We start from the raw sequence: 21,507 nt of genomic DNA, 5'->3' as shown, positions 1-21,507 counted from the left end.
TTCAGGCGACGTTGCGGGCCTGGTCGAGTAGTTGTGCAACCTGCTCGAACCAGGCGCCGTAATTGGCGTAGGTGTTGGGACGCTTGTCGTCGAAGTCGATCACCTGGTTCGCGGTCACCGCGGGCAGCTTGACGAACACGGGTGATGCCGCGAATGCCTCTGCCGACTTCGCGAACTGGAACACGATGTCCGCCGGATAGTCCGGTACCTGTTCCCAGCTGAGATCGGTCCAGCCCTTGTCGCCTCCCGGACCGGTGAACTTCACGCCCAGTTCCTTAAGGTACCCGAACTGAGCGAGCGCCGTTGTGCCTGCGTACAACTCGGAGCTGTCACCGTTCAGGGCGAGGACTTCGATGTCGTCGACCTTGGCCGCAGCAGTTCGGATGCGCTCTGCACCGGATTCGAATGCTTCCTTGCCCTCGCGTGCTGCGGCTGTGTCGGTGTTCCCGCCGAGTACTTCGGCGAGTGAGGCGTACTCGTTCAACACGTCCGGTGTCGAGGCTCCGGAGAACTTGACGCCGACAAACGGTGCAACATTGTTGACGGTCTTGCCCATCGGCTCGTCCCACCAAGTCCATCGTGTCGGGTCGTCGCTGTTGCCGTACCCGATGACCAGGTCTGGGTCCAGCGCCGCAAGAGCTTCCGCGCTGAGTTCACCTTCACGGCCGACGACGGTCATCGTCGACTCGTCAGCGCGATCGGTGACGTCTGGATTGCCGACGCCGTAACCGAAGATGCCGACCGGCCGAATGCCGTAGTCCCACAGAGCCGCAGCGGAGTACGCGTCGACGACGATCCGCTCCGGGGCGTGGTCGAGGGTGATCGTGTTTCCGTATCCCGTTGTGTAACTCCAGGACTGGTCGGCAGACCTGGTCTCGGTAGAGGGCGCTGCGTCGCTACTTCCGCAACCGGCGAGTAGGAGCGTGGCGACGGCGGGTAGAGCGGCGAAGCCGGCGAGCCGGCGATTGATTTTCATGAGAACCTTCCGAACATGGCTAACTAAGCTAGGTAAGCCTAACCTGACATGTCATTCGGGTGTTCTCGGGGTCAGTTGCCCTGCCACATCTGAAGCCATTCGCTCCAGGACGGGGGAGTGATCGTTGGTCGGGGTGTTCCACCACGAAGTCCGTCGAGCATGAAGTCGAGATAGCGCGTGTGTATTTCGGTGGCTCGATCACCCTCGATCGGCAGAGTCGGCCGCAGATGCACTGTCATGAGCATGACGTCTGCAGCAGTGAAGTCGGGCGGGACTTCGCGAGCGTCGATGCAGACGTCGACCATCGATTGCAGTGCGGCCTCCAATTCTTCGGCGGCACGAGTGACTTCGGCGTGTTCAGGTAACTTGCCGCCGAGGACCGGAATGAGCGGTCCCACCGATTCGGTGAGATATCGCGAGAAGAACGTCTTCAATACGGCTTCATCGGTTTTCGCGGTGCTCATGCACTCTCGGGCGAGGGTGGCGAGGTGGTCGATCGCCCAGACGCGCAGGGATTGCGCCAGTTCCTCCTTGCCTCGGTATCGGCGATAGATGCTGCCTACTCCCACTCCGGCCCGGGTGGCAATTGCCGATACCGGTGCATTCCAACCCTGTTCGGCAAAAATCTCGCGCGCTGCTCGCAGTACGGTGACGTCGTTGTCTGCGGCTTCTCGGGCGCGTCCGGGGAGGCTCGCATTCTCTTTCGCCATTCCCACAGGCTAGCAATGCATGGTTTACTCAATCGGAACGGAGTGTTCCGTTCCGATTCGATTCATGATTGGAGGAAGGTGTCGATGACAACCTTGGCGGAGGCGCCCACGCGATCCGGGAGCCGGGTGATCGCCGCGCTTGCGGGGGCGGTACTCGTCTACTCGCTCATGCAGACCATGCTGGTACCGGCGTTGCCGGTGTTGGGTGAGCATTTCGACACGTCCGTGGCGGTGACCGGCTGGATCCTGACGGCGTACCTGTTGGCGGCCGCGGTGATGGCTCCGATAGTCGGCGCGATGGGTGACCGATTCGGCGACAAGCGAGTCCTGGTGATCGTCCTGATCATCTTCGCTCTCGCGACATTTGCCGCGGCAGCCGCCCCGAATATCGGGGTGCTGCTTGTCGTTCGAGCTGTCCAGGGAGTGAGCATGGCGAGCTTCCCGCTTGCGATGGCAGTACTGCGGAGAACGGTAGTAGGTCCCGAGTTGTCTTCAGGGATAGGTTGGCTCGCTGGGACTTTGGGAATCGGTGCCGGAAGTGCACTGGTGATCGGCGGTGTCATCCTCGAGTATCTCAGTTGGCAGTGGTTGTTCGTGATCACCGGGATCTCGATCGTGCTCGCATTGGTCGCAGTGGTGGCCGTGGTTCCGGGCTCGCATCGCCGCACGGGTATGCCGACGGACTGGGCCGGTGCCGGCGCTCTGGCGTTCGGATTGGTGAGCCTGCTATTGGCGATCACGAAAGCCTCCGACTGGGGAGTTTTGTCGCTCGGATTCTGGGGTCTGGTGGTAGTCGCGTTCGTTTCGTTCGCGACACTGATTGCCGTCGATTCCCGCCACGACGCGCCGATCGTCGACATGCGAGTTTTTCGGGACAAGCCGATGATGATCACCAGCGCACTCACCCTGGTGTTCGGGTTCGTGCCGTACATTTTCTATCTCTGTCTGCCGCGGATCCTCCAGGCGCCGGAAACGTCCACGTATGGAAGCGGATTCACCGTTGTGCAGACCGGCTTGGCGCTCTTGCCCGCCGCTGTCCTCGTCTTTCTCGGTGGCCGCTTGACGCCGGCTCTCGCGCGGCGATTCGGGCCGCGGGTGCCCGCTGTCATAGCGCTGGCCCTCATGGCGGCGGGCGCAGTCGGACTCGCGATCTGGCCGAGTTCGGTGGTTGCGATCGTGGCGTTCTTTTCCCTCGTCGGATTGGGGAACGGCGTGGGGTTCGCGGTCTGTGCTCTGTTGGTTGCCTCGATCGTCCCGCCATCGGAAATGGCAGCAGCCAGTGGAGTCAACAGTGTGATCAGAACCGTCGGTTCGGCGGTGGGCGCCCCGGTGACCACAGCGGTCCTGGCGATCGGCATTTCCGGCGACTCGTTCGCGCTGGCGTTCGTGATGGGTGCCGTCATCAGTGTTGTCGCCTGTCTGCCGGCGATTGCACTTCCAGCGACGAGGACTGCACAAAAGGCGTGACTTATTGTAGGCTCCCCTAATCGAGACAGCATGTAACTAAAGCGGGGAGAGAAGGATGCGGCAGCAGTGGGGCCTGCGAGCAACGGCACTCGCAGCGACAGCAACGGCGCTTGTCGGTTGCTCCGTGGGCGGCGATGACGCAGACGCATCGGAAACAGGCGAGTCGTCGGCCGTACCTGCACCTCAGAAACTGCTCGCACTGGACGAGTTCGCAGCGCTCAACGCACTCACGCTCGGGGTCAAGCCCGATACGGTCTTCGCCACGCTGCAGTCGCAGGCGGCGAAGGAGATATTGCAGAGTGAGGGGATCGAGGTCGTCGACAAACCGACGTTCTTCCAATCACCAGATGTGGAGCAGATCGCGGCCGTTCATCCTGACCGAATCCTGCTCAGTGATGTCGGCTCGTTGACGTCGATCACCGTGCAGGCCAACGAGATTGCCCCGACGACGGTGCTCGCCTATGCGGCGCCGTGGCGCGAAGTTCTGAATACCGCGGCGACTGCACTGGGTCGAGAGTCCGAAGCTCGCGAAATCGTGTCGAGGCTCGAGGCCAAATTTGCCGAAGTATCCGGAACGGTCGAGGCGCAACCGCAGACACTGTCAGTGCTGGTGGGATTCTCCGGCGGCATCTACACCGTCATCCCACAGTCGCCGATGTCCTCGATCATCGAGGAAGCCGGTTTCGGGCGCCCGCAAGCCGAACTCGACGCGAAGATCGGCCCCAACACAGGTGTTGCCACGTCTTCGGTGTCCGGCGAGGAGGTCGGACAGCACGCGGCGGACGCGATGGTCGTGACCTCGGGCAACATCTACGACGGCGCTCTAGTTCACGCAAATCCACTGTTCAACGAGATCTCCGCAGTGAAGGCCGGACGCACGGCGGACGTGAGCGGTGAACTTTGGTTCGGCAGTTATCCTTTCGCGGTCTACTGGATCCTCGAAGACCTCGAGGCTCTTGCCGATCGCACTCTCACCGGCGCGGAACTCCAAGGCCGCATCGCATCCGACGCCGACGCAGTAACCCGATGGAAGGCGTTCTCGAAATGACGACGACACAGGCTACGAAAGCAGACATTTCATCTGAAGAGGCCGACGCATCACAAGCAGCGACGGCCGAAGCCTCGCAAGCCAAAGCTGAAGCGGCGGCGCACAAGAGCGCGCTTCGCGAACTCCTTGCGCCAGTTCGTACACGGACCACCATCGCGATGGTGATGCAGGTGATCGCCGCGGTCGCGGCCATCGTGCCGTACGTGGCCATCGCCGAGTTGGGTAAGACGCTGATCGTGGGCGGCGACATCGACTCGTCTCGCGTCTGGACGATCGTGTGGGTGGTCGTCTTCGGTCTGGGTATGCGTGCGTTCTTCGGAGGCGGTGCATTGATCGTGACGCACTTCGCCGATGTCAATCTTCAAGCTGTGCTTCGGCGTCGAATCGCAGCGACACTGGGTCGACTTCCACTGGGCTGGTTCACCTCCCACTCGTCCGGAACCGTGCGAAAAGCCGCGCAGAACGACATCTCCGATCTCCACTACCTGGTTGCGCACAGCGCCGTCGAGACCACCGGCGCCATCGCGGTGCCGCTCGTCGGGCTCGGCTACGTGATCTCGATCGACTGGCGTCTGGGACTGGTCGCGATTGCCACCCTCCCGATCTACATGATCGCCTACGCCATGATGACCAAGGACATGGCCGTCAAGATGAGCCGGATGAATGAGGGCATCGCGGCCATCAGCAACACCATCGTCGAGTTCGTCACCGGCATCGCAGTGGTCAAGACCTTCGGTCAGGACAAGCAGTCACATTCTCGATACCGCGACGCTGCCAAGGCGTTTGCCGTCTCGTACGAGGGCTGGGTTCGCCCGATGCTCCGGACCGAGGCGCTGGCCTCGATTGCGTTGAGCGCACCGGTTGTGCTGGTGGTCAACCTTGGCCTCGGCTCGTGGTTCGTTCACTCCGGATGGGTGTCACCCATCGATGTGCTGACCAGTTCTCTTGTCGCGATGGTGATTCCGGTGTCGGTGACGACCATCGGTTTCGGTATGCAGGCACGCCGTGAGGCAGCCGCCGCTGCGGCGCGACTGATCGCGCTGTTCGCAACCGACGCTCTGCCGGAAACCGATCATCCGAAAAAGCCTGTGGGGAACGAAGTTCGATTCTCCGGAGTTTCCTTTGCATACGACGACGGCGCCGACGTTCTGACCGACATTGATCTGACGCTGCCGGAGGGTACGGTGACGGCGCTGGTCGGACCTTCGGGTTCGGGTAAGTCGACGCTGGCAACGCTGGTTCCGAGGTTCCACGACGTGCGTGCCGGATCCGTGGCCATCGGTGGTGTCGACGTCAGGGAAGTCGCTACCGACGAGCTGTACCGCCACGTCGGATTCGTTCTGCAGGACGTGCAGCTGGTCGAAGCGACCGTGCTCGACAACATTCGGCTTGCCCGACCGCAGGCGACTTCGGCCGAGGTGAAGGCCGCTGCCGCAGCCGCGCAGATCGACACCCGAATCGAAGCGCTCCCGAGGGGGTACGACTCGGTGGTCGGGGTCGACGCCAGATTCTCGGGTGGTGAAGCCCAAAGAGTCTCCATCGCGCGTGCGATTCTCGCGGACACTCCTGTTCTCGTGCTCGACGAGGCAACCGCGTTCGCCGACCCGGAGTCCGAAGCCGATATCCAAGAAGCGCTGTCGCGTTTGACGGTGGGGCGCACCGTGCTGGTGATCGCGCACCGGTTGGCTTCGATCGTGAGTGCCGATCAGATCGTGGTCCTCGACGCCGGACGGATCGTGGAGAAGGGCACGCACGATCAGCTTGTGGCGAGTGGTTCAACCTATGCGCGGATGTGGGCGAGTCACAGTCGGGCCGACTCGATTGAACACAGTCGGGCCGACTCGATTGAACGCAACACCGCAGGTAAGTCTGACGCAGCAGGAAAGGCCAACTCATGATTCGCGACCTCTTCCGGATACTCGGCCCGCAGAATCAGGGCCGTTATCGCGAGTTCCTGGTGTGGGCAGTGTTGTACGGCGTGATGCAGGGTTTGGCAGTGGCGCTTCTGGTCCCTGCGGTGCAGGCACTGTTCGATCAGAGCTGGGGCAGTTTCGTTCGGTGGCTCGCCGCCATGGCCGTATGCGCTGTGATCAGTTCGATTGCGCACTACCTGCAGGCGATGAAGGGTTTCGAGTCGGCCCTCACTCTGCTGCGGACGATGCATCTGCGCCTGGGAGATCATCTCGTCACTCTGCCGCTCGGCTGGTTCGGCGCCGGCCGACTCGGGCAGGTATCGCAGGTTGCCAGCAAGGGCACCATCTCGGTGATGGGGGCCGCTGCGCACCTGATGACACCGATCATCTCCGGAATTGCCAGCCCGGCAACCATTGTCGTGTGCATGTTGTTCTTCGACTGGCGGCTCGGGCTCGCGCTGGTAATCAGCGTTCCGATTCTCTTCGCGGCAGCACGATTTGCCTCGACGATGACTGCCAAGGCCGACGATCGGGCTCATGCAGCGGCCGTCGAATCGAACAATCGAGTGCTCGAATACGCGCGTTGCCAACCGGTCCTGCGTGCTTTCGGACGCACCCACGGGGTGTACGAACCGCTCGACGACGCGATCGAAGCGCAACACACTGCGGGTCGTTCACAACTGTGGTTCGTGGTGATCGGGTCCGTGGTCAACGGGATCGCCCTGCAATTCGTGTTCTCTGCCGTGATCATCTTGGGCGCGTTCCTCGCGCTCGGCGGCGACATCGATCCGGTCACGTTGATCGCGCTACTCGGACTGACCGCACGGTTCATCCAGCCGCTGGGTGAGATCGGCGAGTTCGGCGGTGCAATCAGAATGGCACGCAATGAAATCCGGCGAATGTCCGAGATCCTCGAAGTTGAACCAATGGTCGAACCCGATACCAGCGGGACGGCGACGGGGGAGACGGCAGTGCAGTTCGACGCCGTCGACTTCGGATACGCGGACGGTGGGCAGGTTCTGCGAAACATCTCCTTCGACGTGCCACGGAAGTCGTTGACGGCGTTGGTCGGTCCGTCAGGGTCCGGCAAAACCACCGTCACCCGGTTGATCTCGCGCTTCTACGACGTCGACTCCGGTGTGGTGCGTGTCGGCGGCGTCGACGTGCGGGACCTCACGAGTGCCGACCTGATGTCGCAGCTGTCTCTGGTCTTCCAGGACGTGTACCTCTTCGACGACACGTTGATCGCGAACATCCGCCTCGGCCGCCCCGAAGCCACGGACGAGGAAGTCTTCGACGTGGCTCGGATCGCGGGCGTCGCGGAAATCGTCGAGCGGCTTCCGCGGGGTTGGGACACCCGTGTCGGTGAGGCCGGGACGGCACTGTCCGGTGGAGAGCGGCAGCGGGTCTCCATTGCGCGCGCACTCCTCAAACGCGCACCTGTCGTTCTGCTCGACGAGGCGACGGCCGCGCTCGATCCCGAGAACGAGGCACACGTGCAGCGTGCGATGCAAGAACTCGTCAGGGAAAGCACACTGCTCGTGATCGCTCACAAACTGTCGACCGTCGTGGCCGCAGATCAGATCATCGTGCTCGGTGACGACGGATCGATCGTCGAAGTGGGCACCCACGAAGTCCTGCTCGCAGCCGGTGGGAACTACGCCGCGTTCTGGAATCAGCGCCACCGTGCGTCGGGATGGCGGTTGGTGGCAAGCTGAGCAGAATGCAGACCGGAAAGAAGACGGGGCGGCCGCCGACGTTGTCGACAGTGGACATCGTCGAGGCCGCCCTCGCCGGTGATCTGAGTGAACTGACCATGCCGAGCGTGGCAAAGCGGCTGGGCGTCAGTCATTCTGCACTTTATCGCTACTTCGCAGACCGCGAAGCGCTGCTGCGTGCCTGCTCGGATCATGTTGTGCGTCAGACTGTATGGCCCGATACGAATCGTCCGTGGCGCGAATTCCTGAAGGATTTCTGCGACGTTCTGTGGTCCTCGTTCGAGCGCTATCCAGGTCTGGCCCAGGTCGGTCTCGCAGTTCCGGGCACGCCGCCGGCGATAATCGAGATCGTGGAGAAACTGGTCGGTTCGTTGACTGCGCAAGGCTTCACACCCCACGATGCGATATTGGCGGTGGACTTCATCTCCGAGGTGACGATGACGCAGTTCGCAATGATGGCGGCGATGGACAAGACCGTCAGCTCCGCCGATTCACGTTCCGCGCGAGAGGCGTATCAGGAAAGTTGGAATGCATCGGAGTCGTTGATCGAGGGAATCGGCGACGAATCGACGTGGCACGGGCGAGGTTGGTTGGACGAGAAGATCACGATCATGCTCGACGGCCTGGAAAAGCGTGTTATCGGCTGACATTTCTACTAGCTTTGAGAGTAATGCCCGTTTCGGCGTGATACAGGCTAATGTGCACACATAGGACGGGTGGTTGCTGCACCGGGAGGCGGGGATCATGGATCTCGAAGCGATTGTTCTCATCCAAAGACTCAAGTACCGATACGCACGCGCCTTGGACACCAAATCGTGGGTCGAATTCGCCGACACTCTGACCGTCGACGCCACCGCGATCTACGGAGAACAACTCAGTTTCGATTCCCGAGATTCGTTCGTCTCCTTCCTCGAGAATACTCTCGGATCACACATCATCACCGAACATCAGTGCGGGCAACCCGAGATCGACGTCGACGGAGACACCGCAACCGGGATCTGGTGCCTCGCGGACACAGTGGTAATCCCCGAAGACGGCATGCTGCTTCGCGGATCGGCCTTCTATCACGACAGATACACCCGCTGCAGCGACGGTGAATGGCGAATCTCCCACACGAGCTACGAGCGGACCTGGGAATCGGTGGTGGCGCTCGCCGACATGCCGAGTTTCCGATTGACGTCCAACAAGTGGGCGCTGCTGCAGCAACCGTCGTTCGGCGACTCGGTCGTTCGCAACGTCTCCTGAGGTCGCCCGCGATTAGAGTCGGCTCATGGTTGATGCAGATTTTTCGCTGCCTGACGTACGGACGTGGATTCGCGGTATCCCCGCGCTGACCGGAACTCCGCCGCCCGCGCCCGAGTGTTTTCCGGAAAAGCCGGGGGAGTTGTTCCTCGACTGGCTCCGTGCGGCCGTGGCCTTCGGCGTCGTCGAGCCACACGTGTGTGCGCTCTCGACCGTGGACGGCGACGGTATGCCTGATTCTCGCTTCCTCATCCTCAAGGACGTGACCGAGGGTGGGTTCTGGTTCTCTGGTTCAGCTGCTTCGCCGAAAGGTGTTGAGCTGAAAGAAAATCCGCGAGCATCGCTCGCCTTCTACTGGCGCGAGACGGGTCAACAGATCCGGATTCGCGGAACGGTTCGCGAGGGCGACGACGCACTTCGACGCCGAGACTTCGTCGAACGCTCCGTCACGGCGAGAGCGGTGGCGACGGCAAGTGAGCAGAGCGAGGTGCTCGAAGACTTAGGGGCGTACGACACGTCGGTGGCCGCTGCGGAAGCAAGAATCAGCGACGACCCAGGGTTCGTGTCGGAGGACTGGCGTGCGTGGTGCCTCCAGCCGGAGTCTGTCGAGTTCTGGCAGGCAGACTCCGGGCGTCGGCATCAGCGGTGGTTGTACCGGCGCGGCTCGGACCGAGCATGGACACGAGCAGTGCTGTGGCCCTAAGGGGCAGCTGGGCCCAGATCAGCTCGCGCTGATCTCCGGCGATACGAGGTTGACGACGATCGACTGTCCGCCCAGCTTGGCGTGGATTTCGGGATGTTCGAACCCCGAGGACAACAGGTAGCTGCCGAGCATCGTGAGCAACTCGTCCAGATCCGTCGTGGGATCGGAGGAATGTGCGCTCGAGGGTGAGGCCTGATTTGCGATGAGTTCGGTGTGGGTGAGTCGACCGGCCACTCGAACGGCGGCTACGCCCATCGCGTCGCGACGTACGACGGTACGACTCCGAGTTTCGAGCGTCCTCGATGATTCGCGTGTTGAAGCTGGCACTGAAAGGTCCTCTCCGCTGCTGTGTGCGGCCGTGGTTCGGGCAGGAAGCGGAAACGTGAATGCATCGGATTGCTTGGGTGCGGTCGACAGAAAATCCGCTGTGGCGGTGGCACTGCTGGAACCGTTACCCGTGGAAAGGTTGCTCCCAGAACCATTGCTTGCAGAACCATTGCTTGCAGAACCATTACTTGCGGAACTATTGGCTCTCGATCCGTTGCCGGAACCGTTGGGGCCCGCTATTCCGTGAGAATTCTTGTCTTCCATTGTTTCGCTCCTGATGCCCGTAAACAGACCGCCGGTTTGCTTAATCGACGCAAACATACCAGGAGTTGGTTTACGGTCACACCCCTTGTGGAGTTCGGCGTTGAATGCGCAGCCACATTGCGAAGCCCCACAGGACGAAGAATGCATAGACCAGATAGAGGATCGCCGAAGGGTAATAGCCGGCTCGGAAAAGAAGGGGAACACCAACGGCGTCGACGCCGATCCAGATGAGCCAGAATTCGGTCCAGCCGCGCGCCATGCCGTATGTCGCGAGGATGGAGCCGGTGAAGATCCAGGCCTCTGCCCACGCTCCGTACGAGCCGAGGAGGTCGAAGATCCAGGCGAAAGCGATTGTGCCGCTGGTCATGACGGCGATCATGGCGACGCGCTCGCGAGTTGTCGCCCAATGGGGCAGGACTGCGCGACCGGAGTCGCGTGCCCCGCGTCGCCACTGAGTCCACCCGTAGACGCTGACGGTGATGAACAACAACTGACGGCCGGCCTGGCCGTAGAGATTGAGCTCTTGCGGCGTGTGGAAAAGTGCGCCCATGAACACCGTGAACAACAAGGCATTTCCGGCTATGCCGACGGGCCACGCCCATACCGAGCGTCGCGCGCCCGCGATCGCGGAGCCGATTCCGAACGCGTTTCCGATGATCTCTCGCCAGAGAATCGTGGCGCTGCCGATGTGCAGTTCGGCGTCGAACAGCGCCTCGATCAGGCTCATCAGTCCGCAGCAGCGACGAGGGGTTCGAGCGTCAGATCCGGGAGTTCCTTCTGGATGTACTGCAGGCGCCACTTGTCACTGACCAGGGCGAGCAGAACACCGTCGGAACGGGTGAAGACCTCCACACCTCGTTGACGGTTCAGTTCGACCTCGGACGCGGCGTCGGTACGGCGAGCCAATGCGTAGCCGAGCGGTTCCATCTTGGCCTCGACGTTGAACTCGGCCTTCATGCGCGCTGCGACGACCTCGAACTGCATCGGGCCGACAGCCGCCATGACGGGGGAGGCGTCGCCGCGGATGTCGTTGCGGAGAATCTGGACGACGCCCTCGGAATCGAGTTGGTCGACAGCACGGCGGAACTGCTTGTACTTGCCGGCGCTTTCGGCGCGCAGGATCGAGAAGTGTTCCGGCGCGAACGACGGAATCGGCGGGAACTCCACCTTCTTCTCGGTGTACAGCGTGTGGCCGGGTGCGAGTGCGGTGGCGTTGACGAGGCCGACGACGTCGCCGGGGAACGCGGATTCGACGGTGGAACGTTCACGTCCGAATACCGTCTGGGCGTACTTGGTCGTGAAGGGCTTGCCGGTTTGGGCGTGTGTGACAACCATGCCGCGCTCGAACACGCCGGAGACGATGCGCATGAACGCCAGACGGTCGCGGTGCGCGGTGTCCATACCGGCCTGGACCTTGAAGACGACCGCACTGAACGGATCGGTGACCTCGCGCGGCTTGCCGCTGAGGTCTTCGCGCCCACGCGGCGGCGGCGCCAATTCGACGAGGGTGTCGAGGATCTGGCGGACGCCGAAGTTGAGCATCGCGGACGCGAAGATCACCGGGGAAGTCTGACCGGCGAGGAACATCTCCTGATCGTGGTCCTGGCCGGTAGCGGAGAGCAGTTCACTCTCCTCGGCCGCGGTCTCCCACTCGGAGCCTTCCTTGGCGAGCGCCGCGTCGGCGTCCATGACCTCTTCGGGGGCGATCTTCGCGCCGCCTGCGGTGCGGGTGAAGCGGACGTATTCGCGAGCCTGACCGTCTTCACCGCGCCGCAGCAGTCCGCGGAAGTCGCCGGCGATGCCGACCGGCCAGTACAGGGGGGTGGGCGTGAGGCCGATCCGTTCGCTGATCTCGTCGAGCAGTTCGAGAGGAGTCTGACCGGGACGGTCCCACTTGTTGATGACGGTGATGACCGGAATGCCGCGGTGACGACACACCTGAAACAGCTTGAGCGTCTGCGGTTCGAGGCCCTTGGCAGCGTCGATGAGCATGACCGCCGCGTCGACGGCGGTCAGGACGCGGTACGTGTCCTCGGAGAAGTCGGAGTGACCGGGGGTGTCGACGAGGTTGATGACGTTGATCTGCTCGTCCGGGGTCTCGGACGAGTGGTAGTTGAACTGCAGTGCGGTGGAACTGACGGAAATGCCGCGGGCCTTCTCCATCTCCATCCAGTCCGAGACCGTCGACTTGCGGCCTGCCTTGCCGTGGACGGCTCCTGCCTCCGAGATCTTCTTCGCGTGCAGTGCCAGCGCTTCGGTCAGCGTCGACTTTCCGGCGTCGGGATGCGAGATGACGGCGAAGGTGCGGCGACGCTCTGCCTCGGCGGACAGGCCCTTGGTCGTCGTCGTGACCGCGACCGACCCGCTCTCGGTTGAATCGGGGCCTTCGGTGTCGGACTGGACAGTCGAGTCGGAAGGGACGGTCGAGTCGGACGGGGTAGTCAACGAAGAACCTCTCGAAGTGGGCGTCGGTGCCGGCGACGTGCCGGTGCGCGGACAGGTGGAGAGTGCGGCAGCACAACAGAGAAAGGATACTCGCAGACCACGATGCAATAGCCACTGCGGCGTAACACTCGGCGAACGATCGCTGATTATCCATGTATGTGTGTGTTCGAACACACAGCCATTTGTGTCCTGCGAAGAGTTGCACTGATCGAAGAGTGACACTGACCGAGGAGTTGCGTTGAGCAAGTTCACCGAAGAGATGTATGCGACCGCCGCAGTCACCGACCGCGGCCTGGTGACGGGAGAGCCGGACAACGCTTTCCGTCAGACCTGGGGCGACATCCACCAGGAGGCTAGGCGCATGGCCGGCGGCCTGGCCGAGGTCGGTATCGATCGCGGCGTCGCGATCGGCATTCTCGCCGGACAGCCCGTCGACATCGCACCTGCCTGCCAGGCGACGTGGATGCGCGGTGCGTCGGTGACGATGCTGCATCAGCCGACCCCCCGAACGGATCTGGGCGTCTGGGCTCAGGACACCGAGACTGTGATCGACATGATCTCCGCGAAAGCCGTCATTCTTGGTGCGCCCTTCGACGCGGCCAAGCCGCTCCTCGAAGAGCGTGGCATCACCGTCGTGACGGTGGACGAGCTTCGCAGCGGAACGTCGATCGATCCCGTGGAGACGGCCGAATCGGATATCGCACTCCAGCAGTTGACGTCCGGTTCCACCGGTTCGCCCAAGGCCGTGCAGATCACGCACGAGAACTTCTACACAAATGCCTACGCCATGATCAACCGCATCAAGTTCTCCATCGAAGACGACGTGATGGTGAGCTGGCTTCCGCTCTTCCACGACATGGGCATGGTCGGTTTTCTCACGGTTCCGATGCAGGTGGGCGCAGAGGTCATCAGCATCACGCCGATGGATTTCCTGCGCACCCCGGTGCTGTGGGCCGAACTGATGGGCAAGTACGGCGGAACCGTCACCGCCGCACCGAACTTCGCGTACTCGCTCTTGGCTCGTCGACTCGCACAGGCGGAAGACGGGGCAGTCGACCTGTCCAGCGTCCGATACATGTGGAACGGCGCCGAGCCGGTGGATCCCGAAACGATGGATGCACTCGCCGAGGCAGGTGCGCGTTTCGGTTTGAACCCGACTGCGCTGGCGCCCGTGTACGGAATGGCGGAAACCACGCTCGCCGTGTCGATTCCGGATCCCGATCAAGGTCAGGTCCTCGACTACGTCGATCCAGACTTTCTCGAATCGATGTCTCGAGCGGTGCCGTCCAATCGCCCCAACGCTCGTGCCCTCGCCACACTCGGCAAGATGGTGCCTGACCTCGAGGGACGCATCGTCGACCGTGACGGTCAGGTGCTTCCGGCCCGCGGTGTCGGAATCATCGAGGTTCGCGGCAAGGCAGTCACCCCCGGGTACGTCACGGTCGACGGACACAAGCCGGCCCAGGACGCCGACGGTTGGCTCGACACCGGTGACGTCGGGTACTTCACCGAGGAAGGACTGGTCGTGGTGTGCGGGCGTGTCAAGGACGTCATCATCATGGGCGGCCGGAACGTGTACCCCACAGACATCGAACGGGCGGCCGGAACCGTTGCCGGTGTGCGTCCCGGAAACGCCGTCGCGATTCGTCTCGACGCCGGCCAGAAGCGTGAGAGCTTTGCAGTCGCCGTCGAGACCAACGCTTTCGAAGATCCGGAAGAGGTCAAGCGTATCGAACGCGAAGTGGTCCACGCCGTGGTTGCCGACGTCGGTGTCCGACCTCGCGCCGTTGCGGTCCTGGGTCCCGGCAGTATCCCGAAGACGTCGTCGGGGAAGCTCCGCCGCGCGAATTCGGCTGCACTGCTGGGTAACTGACCGTCAGTGCAGGCGGTTCTGTGCGGCTTCCAACCCGAGTTCGAGCAGTAGCTCCACTGCATCCGCAGCCTCTTCGCATACGAGATCGAGTTCTTTTCGCTCCGTGGACGAGAACGGCTTGAGAACGTAGTCCGCCGGGTCCATGCGGCCCGGCGGACGACCGATCCCGACGCGCGTGCGCAGGTAGTCCTTGGTGGTCAACGAACTCGAAATGGACCGCAGGCCGTTGTGGCCGCCTTCGCCGCCGCCGAGTTTGAGTCTGATCGTCCCGAAATCGAGATCCAGTTCGTCGTGGACGACGATGATGTTCGCGGCGTCGACCGAGAAGAACCGTGCGAGACCGGCGACAGCGCCACCCGAGAGATTCATGTACGAGCGTGGTTTTCCGAGAATCACGCGCCGGCCGGCGAGGCGACCTTCGACGATTTCGGCACCACTCTTCTTGTGTACGTTGAACTTTCCGCCCATGCGCCCGGCAAGGGTGCCGGCGACCATGAAGCCGACGTTGTGCCGGGTCTTCTCGTACTGGGGGCCGGGATTACCCAGGCCGATGACGAGGGCGGTATCTGTGCTCAACGGACGCTACTTTCTGGCTTGATTTTTCCTGCTACGCACGAACGGCGCGTCACTCCGAATCGGAATGACGCGCCGCGCGCAGTGAGTTCTGTTGGAACCGAGAGGATCAGGCCTCTTCTGCAGCCTCGTCGGCGGCGGGAGCTTCTGCGCCCTCTTCGAGGTCTGCCTCGGTGGGTGCAGCAACGACGTTGACGATCAGGGTGTCGGCGTCAGCCTGCAGGGTCGAGCCCTTGGGCAGTTCGAGCTGGCTGGCCAGGATCTGGGTTCCGATCTCGAGACCCTCGACCGAAACCTCGATCTGCTCGGGGATGTGAAGCGCGTCGGCCTCGATGGAGATCGTGGATGCGTCCTGCGCGACCATCGTGCCTGCAGCAGCATCGCCGACGACGATGACGTTCACGTCGATCGTGACCTTCTCGCCCTTCTTGATGACGAGGAGGTCGGCGTGCTCGATGTAGTTGCGGATGGGGTGCACGACGACCGACTTGGTCAGTGCAACCTGCTCCGTGCCCTCGATGTCGAGGGTGAGGATGGCGTTGGTGCCGTGTGCACGGAGGATGGCGGCGAAGTCGCGAGCCGGCACATTGAGGTGGCGGGGATCTTCACCGTGGCCGTACAGAACCGTGGGGACCTGGCCGTCACGACGTGCGCGGCGAGCTGCGCCCTTGCCGAATTCGGTGCGGACGACGGCGACGAGGTTGTTTTCTTCAGACATGATGAAACGGCTCCTACAACTCACGGGGTTCGTGCTCGGTTTACTGACGTGTGGTTTTGCCTGCGGCAAGGCGGACAGGCGCGCACACGGCCAGGAGCGAAACGCTCGAGCTGAGCCGTAGCCGCGTCGATCACGGTAAACCTGCAACGTGTGGAACTGCTGCGATTCACCCTCGCCGAGACAACTTTGGATACGTTACCGGAGTTTGCTCCCGGCCGCTAATCGCAGGTGGTGGGGACCTGGCCGTGTGGACGTGGTTCGCGTCACATCGAAAGCGGTAGCCTGACGGAGTGACCATCGTGGGGAACGCTCCCGAAGGCAGTCGGCTCGGTGCCGTCGTGCCGGGTACCGACCTGTCGCAGCATGCTCGCCTACTCAGTCGGGTGCACGACGCAGTTCTCTCCGGCCAGGAACCACCGGCGCAGCCGCGGACCGTCGTGGCGCGGTCGTGGTCGAGGGTGGCCGCCGGCGGGCTCACGCCGGATCACTGCGGTGCGTCTACTGTCGCCGATTTCTCCGAGTTGGAGGCGAGGCGTTCGCGTACCGCGCTGCGAAGCGTTCTGCCCGAACTGCGAACCACGCTCACCGAGGTCGCCGAGGACGCGGGCTTCATCGTGGTCGTTGCCGACGCCGACGGTGTCCTGCTCTGGCGCGAAGGGGCGAAGACCGTCAAACGTGCGGCGGACGCTCTCGGGTTCGCGGAAGGCGCACGCTGGTCGGAGCAGTCGGTGGGGACCAACGCGATAGGTACCGCGCTGATCGAAGACTCTGCGGTGCAACTCTTCTCGGCCGAGCACTATGCGCCCACGCATCACAATTGGTCGTGTACCGGCTCGCCCGTGCACGACCCACGGACGGGCGAGATCCTGGGCGTGGTGGACATCAGTGGATCCGCAGCTTCGGTTCATCCCACCACCGTCGCGCTGGTGCGCACCGCGGTTCGCCTCGCGGAGGCGACGCTGTGGCGCGAGCACGCAGCTTCGCTCGAGCGCCTGCGCTCGCGCGCGGCGCCGTTGTTCGCGGCAGGCACAGGTCCGGCATTGGTGGTCGACGAGTTCGGCTGGGTAGCCGGCGCCAGCGGGATTGCCGCGCCCGACCGTGTGGCAGCACCCAGTGCGGGAAAGCCCGTCATCGTGCCAGGTCTGGGGATGTGTCTGCCTGAGCCGCTGGGAGACGGCTGGCTGTTGCGCACCGGCGTCGGCGGGCCGTTGATCGAGCTGGAGCTGGCCCTCGGAGCATCGCCGCAGGTGACGGTGCGTGGTGACGCCAACTGGACGCGCGCGCTTTCGCCGCGTCACGCCCAGATCTTGCGGGCACTGGCAGCCGTCGGTTCGGCAGGTGTGGATGCCGCAGGCCTGAGCGAAGTGCTCTTCGGTGATCGCGAGCATGTCGTGGCAGTGCGCGCCGAGGTGTCCAGACTGAGGAAACACCTCGGCGCGGTCCTGCAGACTCAGCCGTACCGCTTTGCCGAGGGCGTGCGAGTTGTGGTGATCTAGCGCGCCGCGCTGATTCCGGCACGACGTCCGAAGAAGCTGCCGTCGCCGAGACTTGTCCCGCTGGCGTAACCGCCCGCACAGACACCGGACGTGCAGCGACCCGCTGCGAAGAGTCCGAGGATCGGCGCACCCGAGACGTGCAGAACCTCGGAATCGACGGTGGTCTTCAATCCTCCCAGCGTGAATCCGCCTGTGCGGCCACGGAGATCGATTGCCGCGAACGGGCCGACGATCGGCTTCACCCACTCGGACTTCTTGCCGAGCACCGGATCCGAACCTTCAGCCGCGTGCCGGTTGTAGAGGTCGACGGTGGATTGCAGCGATCCGACGGGCAATCCCATCTCGCCTTCGAGTTCCTCGACGGTCTCCGCCACCCAGCTCGGCTGCGCCCGCAACTGTGCACTGGACGATTCGGCATTCATGCCTTCCTCGTACGCAGCTTCGTCGATCACGAGGAATGCCTGGTTGTCCTGCTGGAACAGCGTTGCCTGGCCGATGCGGCCGGGGTAGGTGTCCTCGGGGATGTATCGCTGACCGCGGCCGTTGACAAGAATGCCGCGCACCATCAACTGTGGGTCGCAGAAGAACGCGACCTCGGTGGCGTCCATGTGTGCGGTGTCGGCGCCGAGTGCCTGACCGATCTGGATTGCGCGGCCGTCGTGCGCCTCGATGGAGGCCGCCGGGTGGCCGAAGATGCGCGGTGCGTTCGAGCGCACCATCTCGTTGTTGTACGCGAAGCTGCCCATCGCAAGCACTACGCCTTTGCGGGCACGAATCGCGACATCCTTGCCGTAGCGCTTGGCGACGACGCCGACAACCCGATCGCCGTCTACCACCACAGTTTGGACGCGCAGATCGTATTCTGCTCGGACGCCGAGCTTTTCGGCCGTCTCGACGAGTGGCTTCATCAGCATGTAGCCGCCGCCCTTCTCGCCGGTGTTCTTCTCGGACATCTGCGGAACGTGTCCGCGGGGCGCGGGATCGACGAGGGTGTTGAACGGCGCGGCGTTCTCGCCTCCCGAGTACATCAGGCCGTCGTCGTACGGCGGTTCCCAGCCGGGCTGACCCCAGAACGATTCCTTGAACGGGACCCCGGCGTCGACGAGCCAGTTGTAGTGATCGACGCTGCCCTCGCAGTACGCGTCGATCTTCGTATCGTCGGTTCCGGGGCCGAGCGCTGCCTTCATGAACGTCTTCATGTTCTCGACCGAGTCCTCGAACCCGCACGCCTTCTGCAACGGCGTTCCACCGCCCAGGTAGATGAATCCACCAGCCAGTGACGCGGCTCCGCCCCAACCGCCCGTCCGCTCCAGGACGAGCACCTCGGCGCCGGCACGAGCTGCTTCGATCGCAGCGGTGACGCCGGCGATGCCGTATCCCGCGACGACGACGTCGGCCTCGTAGTCCCAGGTGGTGATGTCGGCAGCGGAGATCGGTCTGACGGTGGGGTCGGCCATGCGAATAGTCCTCTCGGAAGGCGAAACTGCTGATCACCCCACAGTTGCAGTTTCGACTTCCGCAGATCAGGCATGGTCCCGGTCAACGGGAGGTTTGCAAACTCCTCACCGCGCCCAGAAATGTGTCCAGGTCGGCTTCGTCGACGAAGTAGTGCGGCGATGCGCGAACCACGGCGTCGAGTCCGCGGGCATCCATGTCGAGGAGGGTGGACCCGCGACCGCTGACGGTGACGGTGATGTTCTGTGCTGCAAGCTGATCCCGAACCAGGTGCTCGGAAATACCGTCGACGGTGAAGGAAACGATGCCGCTCAGATGGGTTCCTCGATCGCGGACTTCGACTCCGGAAATCGCTGCCAGACCTTCCCTCAGCGTGACTGCTCGGGATTCGATCTGCTCCCACGCCGTGTCGGTGCCGATCGAGAGCAGATAGTCGGCGGCGACGCCGAGACCCAGGCGCGCCGCGACACTCGTTTCCCAGAGTTCGAATCGTGTTGCATCCGGCGCAGGGACGAAGCTGTTCTCGCCGGTCCATTCCGCTCCGTGCAGGTCCATCGCAGCGGGTTCGAGTGCGTCGACGAGTCCGGGGCGGACGTACAGGAATCCGGTTCCGCGTGGCCCGCGGAGCCACTTGCGGCCGGTTGCGCTGAGGGCGTCGACGCCGAGTTCGGTGACGTCGATGGGCAATTGGCCGACGGACTGGCATGCGTCGAGCAGAACGAGCGAGCCGTAGGCCCTCGCGAGTTCGACGACCTCGCGGACGGGGTTGATCAGGCCGCCGTTGGTGGGGACGTGGACGACGGAGACGACGCGAACACGATCGTCGAGCATGTTCTCGAGTGCGTCGAGGTCGATGCGTCCGTACTGATCGCTCGGGATGATCTCGACGTGGGCACCGGTCGAACGCGCCCGCCCCAGTGCAGCGATGGCGTTGCTCGCGTATTCGACTCCGCTGATGAGGATTCGATCACCGGGTCCGAGCGGAACGGCAGCGAGGAAGTCGTTCCACGCACGGGTCGCGCTGTCCGTCAAAGCGATATCGGTTGCCTGAGCACCGATGACCCGGGCCAGCGAATGGGGAACAGCAGCGAGGGCGCCGCTCTGACGAGCAGCTGCGACGTATCCGCCGACGTCGGCTTCACGTCTCAGGTGCTCGATCATCGTGGTCAGCACCGGCTCGGGCGGGAGCGAGGATCCCGCGCTGTCGAGGAACACCTTGTCGAGGCATCCGGGAGTGTCGCGGCGGATCGTGTCGAGATCGAACATGGCACCTTCCGTTCATGTCGGTGTGGTTCAAACTACCTGTGAACGAAGCTGTCCCGATGGAGCGAAGACTGGGCACGGCCGATGCCGTGGTGATCGGCCTCGGCGCGATGATCGGCGCCGGAGTCTTCGTGGTGTTCGCGCCCGCTGCCGCAGTAGCCGGTACCGGGTTGCTTGTGGGCCTGGCGATTGCAGCGTTCATCGCATTCTGCAACGCGACGTCGTCGGCGCAGCTTGCGGCCAGATACCCCACTTCAGGCGGGACCTACGTCTACGGACGTGAGCAGCTCGGACCCTGGTGGGGGTTTGCCGCCGGCTGGTCGTTCGTGATCGGGAAGACCGCGAGCTGCGCGGCAATGGCTCTGACTTTCGCGACGTATGTTGCGCCTACGGCCTGGCGTGTCCCCGTCGCGGTATTGGTGGTGGCAGCGCTGGTTGCAGTCAACTACCGCGGAGTCACGCGGACGGCGCACATGGCCAGGGTGATCGTCGCCGTGTCGACGACGGCGCTGTGTGTAGCGCTGGTGGTTGCCGTCGTCGGTCCTGGTGCGGTGCGCGGGTTCCCGGATCTCGCATTCGGGTCGTGGTACGGCATTCTGCAATCGGCGGGACTGCTGTTCTTTGCCTTCGCCGGGTACGCCAGGATCGCGACGCTGGGGGAGGAAGTGCGTGATCCGCGTCGAACGATTCCGCGGGCGATCCTGATCGCACTCACCGTCGCCGTCATCCTCTATGCGCTGGTAGCGGTGGTGCTGTTGGTGACGCTGGGACCTGATCGGCTGGCGAATTCGGCGCGACCACTGGCAGATGCGGTGGGCGCAGTCGGTTGGAGTTGGGCCGTTCCCGTAGTGGTGATCGGTGCCGCGGCGGCGTCGGCGGGGGCGCTGCTGGCTCTGATCGCCGGCGTGAGTCGTACGGCGATGGCGATGGCCCGCGAGCGCGATCTGCCAGTGGCCCTCGCTGCAGTCCATCCACGGTTCGGGGTCCCTCACCATGCGGAACTTGTGGTCGGTGCCGTTGTGATCGCCTTGGTCTCGACAACCGATCTTCGTGGGGTGATCGGCTTTTCGTCGTTCGGAGTGCTGCTCTACTACTTCGTCGCGAACGTGAGTGCGTACAGCCAACGCGGTGTGGACCGGATGTATCCGAAGTGGCTGCAAGCGGTCGGCGCGGCTGGTTGTGTCGTTCTGGTGGTCACACTTCCGTGGATCGCGGTTGTTTCCGGCGCAGGTGTGGTTCTGGCCGGTTGTGGGTACCGGTGGATACGACTGAAGAAATTCAACGACACGTAACACCACAAAGGGTGCATCTCGGAC

At 63.3% G+C, this 21,507-nt stretch carries 19 protein-coding genes; 10 read left to right on the top strand and 9 right to left on the bottom strand.

From position 1 onward, the window contains the following. Position 1: 1 nt before the first annotated feature. Both KTR60_RS20720 and KTR60_RS20715 read right to left on the bottom strand, forming a co-directional pair. A complete protein-coding gene (locus tag KTR60_RS20720) occupies positions 2-976 on the bottom strand; it encodes an ABC transporter substrate-binding protein (protein WP_228401215.1) in 975 nt (324 codons plus the stop codon). A 71-nt stretch (positions 977-1,047) separates the two neighbouring features. Beyond that, positions 1,048-1,686, bottom strand: coding sequence for a TetR/AcrR family transcriptional regulator (locus KTR60_RS20715; RefSeq protein WP_030536301.1), 639 nt, complete (start codon positions 1,684-1,686; stop codon positions 1,048-1,050). An 84-nt stretch (positions 1,687-1,770) separates the two neighbouring features. On the opposite strand from KTR60_RS20715, the gene KTR60_RS20710 reads away from it, so the two are divergent. From KTR60_RS20710 to KTR60_RS20680, 7 genes are all read left to right on the top strand, one after another. Continuing rightward, a complete protein-coding gene (locus tag KTR60_RS20710; RefSeq protein ID WP_228401214.1) occupies positions 1,771-3,153 on the top strand; it encodes an MFS transporter in 1,383 nt (460 codons plus the stop codon). A gap of 55 nt (positions 3,154-3,208) precedes the next feature. Further along, positions 3,209-4,201, top strand: coding sequence for an ABC transporter substrate-binding protein (locus tag KTR60_RS20705; protein WP_058037023.1), 993 nt, complete (start codon positions 3,209-3,211; stop codon positions 4,199-4,201). After that, complete coding sequence (locus KTR60_RS20700; RefSeq protein ID WP_228401213.1) at positions 4,198-6,099, top strand: ABC transporter ATP-binding protein; 1,902 nt, start codon at positions 4,198-4,200, stop codon at positions 6,097-6,099. Before KTR60_RS20705 ends, KTR60_RS20700 begins: the two co-directional genes overlap by 4 nt. Then, positions 6,096-7,832 (top strand): ABC transporter ATP-binding protein, encoded by a 1,737-nt coding sequence (locus tag KTR60_RS20695; protein WP_228401212.1) that lies wholly within the window; start codon positions 6,096-6,098, stop codon positions 7,830-7,832. Before KTR60_RS20700 ends, KTR60_RS20695 begins: the two co-directional genes overlap by 4 nt. A 5-nt stretch (positions 7,833-7,837) precedes the next feature. Beyond that, positions 7,838-8,479, top strand: a complete 642-nt coding sequence (locus tag KTR60_RS20690; RefSeq protein ID WP_063316786.1) for a TetR/AcrR family transcriptional regulator — start codon at positions 7,838-7,840, stop codon at positions 8,477-8,479. 97 nt (positions 8,480-8,576) lie between these two features. Then, entirely contained in the window at positions 8,577-9,077 is a 501-nt protein-coding gene (locus KTR60_RS20685; RefSeq protein WP_003946235.1) for a nuclear transport factor 2 family protein, read from the top strand. Between the two features lie 25 nt (positions 9,078-9,102). Beyond that, on the top strand, positions 9,103-9,777 hold the full coding sequence (locus KTR60_RS20680; RefSeq protein WP_050654515.1) for a pyridoxine/pyridoxamine 5'-phosphate oxidase: 675 nt from the start codon (positions 9,103-9,105) through the stop codon (positions 9,775-9,777). A gap of 18 nt (positions 9,778-9,795) precedes the next feature. On the opposite strand, the gene KTR60_RS29330 is transcribed toward KTR60_RS20680, so the two are convergent. From KTR60_RS29330 to KTR60_RS20665, 3 genes are all read right to left on the bottom strand, one after another. Next, positions 9,796-10,104 (bottom strand): hypothetical protein, encoded by a 309-nt coding sequence (locus tag KTR60_RS29330; protein ID WP_306669658.1) that lies wholly within the window; start codon positions 10,102-10,104, stop codon positions 9,796-9,798. Positions 10,105-10,444: 340 nt separating this feature from the next. Then, complete coding sequence (gene pnuC, locus KTR60_RS20670; RefSeq protein ID WP_050654516.1) at positions 10,445-11,095, bottom strand: nicotinamide riboside transporter PnuC; 651 nt, start codon at positions 11,093-11,095, stop codon at positions 10,445-10,447. Further along, positions 11,095-12,699, bottom strand: a complete 1,605-nt coding sequence (locus KTR60_RS20665) for a peptide chain release factor 3 (RefSeq protein ID WP_371747846.1) — start codon at positions 12,697-12,699, stop codon at positions 11,095-11,097. The genes pnuC and KTR60_RS20665 overlap by 1 nt, the downstream gene beginning before the upstream one ends. Before the next feature lie 352 nt (positions 12,700-13,051). Between KTR60_RS20665 and KTR60_RS20660 the strand changes: the two genes are divergently transcribed. Continuing rightward, positions 13,052-14,686, top strand: coding sequence for a fatty acyl-AMP ligase (locus KTR60_RS20660; protein WP_050654518.1), 1,635 nt, complete (start codon positions 13,052-13,054; stop codon positions 14,684-14,686). A gap of 3 nt (positions 14,687-14,689) precedes the next feature. Here KTR60_RS20660 and pth read toward each other — a convergent pair whose 3' ends face one another. Continuing rightward, the gene (gene pth / locus KTR60_RS20655; RefSeq protein WP_003946229.1) at positions 14,690-15,262 is read right to left on the bottom strand and encodes an aminoacyl-tRNA hydrolase; all 573 of its coding nucleotides are present in this window, start codon (positions 15,260-15,262) and stop codon (positions 14,690-14,692) included. A gap of 106 nt (positions 15,263-15,368) precedes the next feature. After that, positions 15,369-15,977: a 50S ribosomal protein L25/general stress protein Ctc gene (locus KTR60_RS20650; RefSeq protein WP_003946242.1), complete on the bottom strand. Its 609-nt coding sequence runs from the start codon at positions 15,975-15,977 to the stop codon at positions 15,369-15,371. Between the two features lie 290 nt (positions 15,978-16,267). Between KTR60_RS20650 and KTR60_RS20645 the strand changes: the two genes are divergently transcribed. Next, the gene (locus KTR60_RS20645) at positions 16,268-17,473 is read left to right on the top strand and encodes a GAF domain-containing protein (RefSeq protein ID WP_228232777.1); all 1,206 of its coding nucleotides are present in this window, start codon (positions 16,268-16,270) and stop codon (positions 17,471-17,473) included. On the opposite strand, the gene KTR60_RS20640 is transcribed toward KTR60_RS20645, so the two are convergent. Continuing rightward, positions 17,470-18,930 (bottom strand): FAD-dependent oxidoreductase, encoded by a 1,461-nt coding sequence (locus KTR60_RS20640; RefSeq protein ID WP_047270290.1) that lies wholly within the window; start codon positions 18,928-18,930, stop codon positions 17,470-17,472. The two genes, KTR60_RS20645 and KTR60_RS20640, sit on opposite strands and share 4 nt — an antisense overlap. An 82-nt stretch (positions 18,931-19,012) precedes the next feature. Continuing rightward, complete coding sequence (locus KTR60_RS20635) at positions 19,013-20,194, bottom strand: aminotransferase class V-fold PLP-dependent enzyme (protein WP_007728914.1); 1,182 nt, start codon at positions 20,192-20,194, stop codon at positions 19,013-19,015. Positions 20,195-20,208: 14 nt separating this feature from the next. Here KTR60_RS20635 and KTR60_RS20630 point away from each other — a divergent pair, with 14 nt between their 5' ends. After that, the gene (locus KTR60_RS20630; protein WP_228401211.1) at positions 20,209-21,483 is read left to right on the top strand and encodes an APC family permease; all 1,275 of its coding nucleotides are present in this window, start codon (positions 20,209-20,211) and stop codon (positions 21,481-21,483) included. The last annotated feature ends 24 nt before the right edge of the window (positions 21,484-21,507 follow it).

The sequence above is a fragment of the Rhodococcus sp. C1 genome (assembly GCF_020809065.1).
GTDB classification, from domain to species: domain Bacteria; phylum Actinomycetota; class Actinomycetes; order Mycobacteriales; family Mycobacteriaceae; genus Rhodococcus_F; species Rhodococcus_F qingshengii.
Note: the sequence above shows the minus strand (reverse complement) of the source record. Positions and strands in the feature narration are given on the sequence as shown.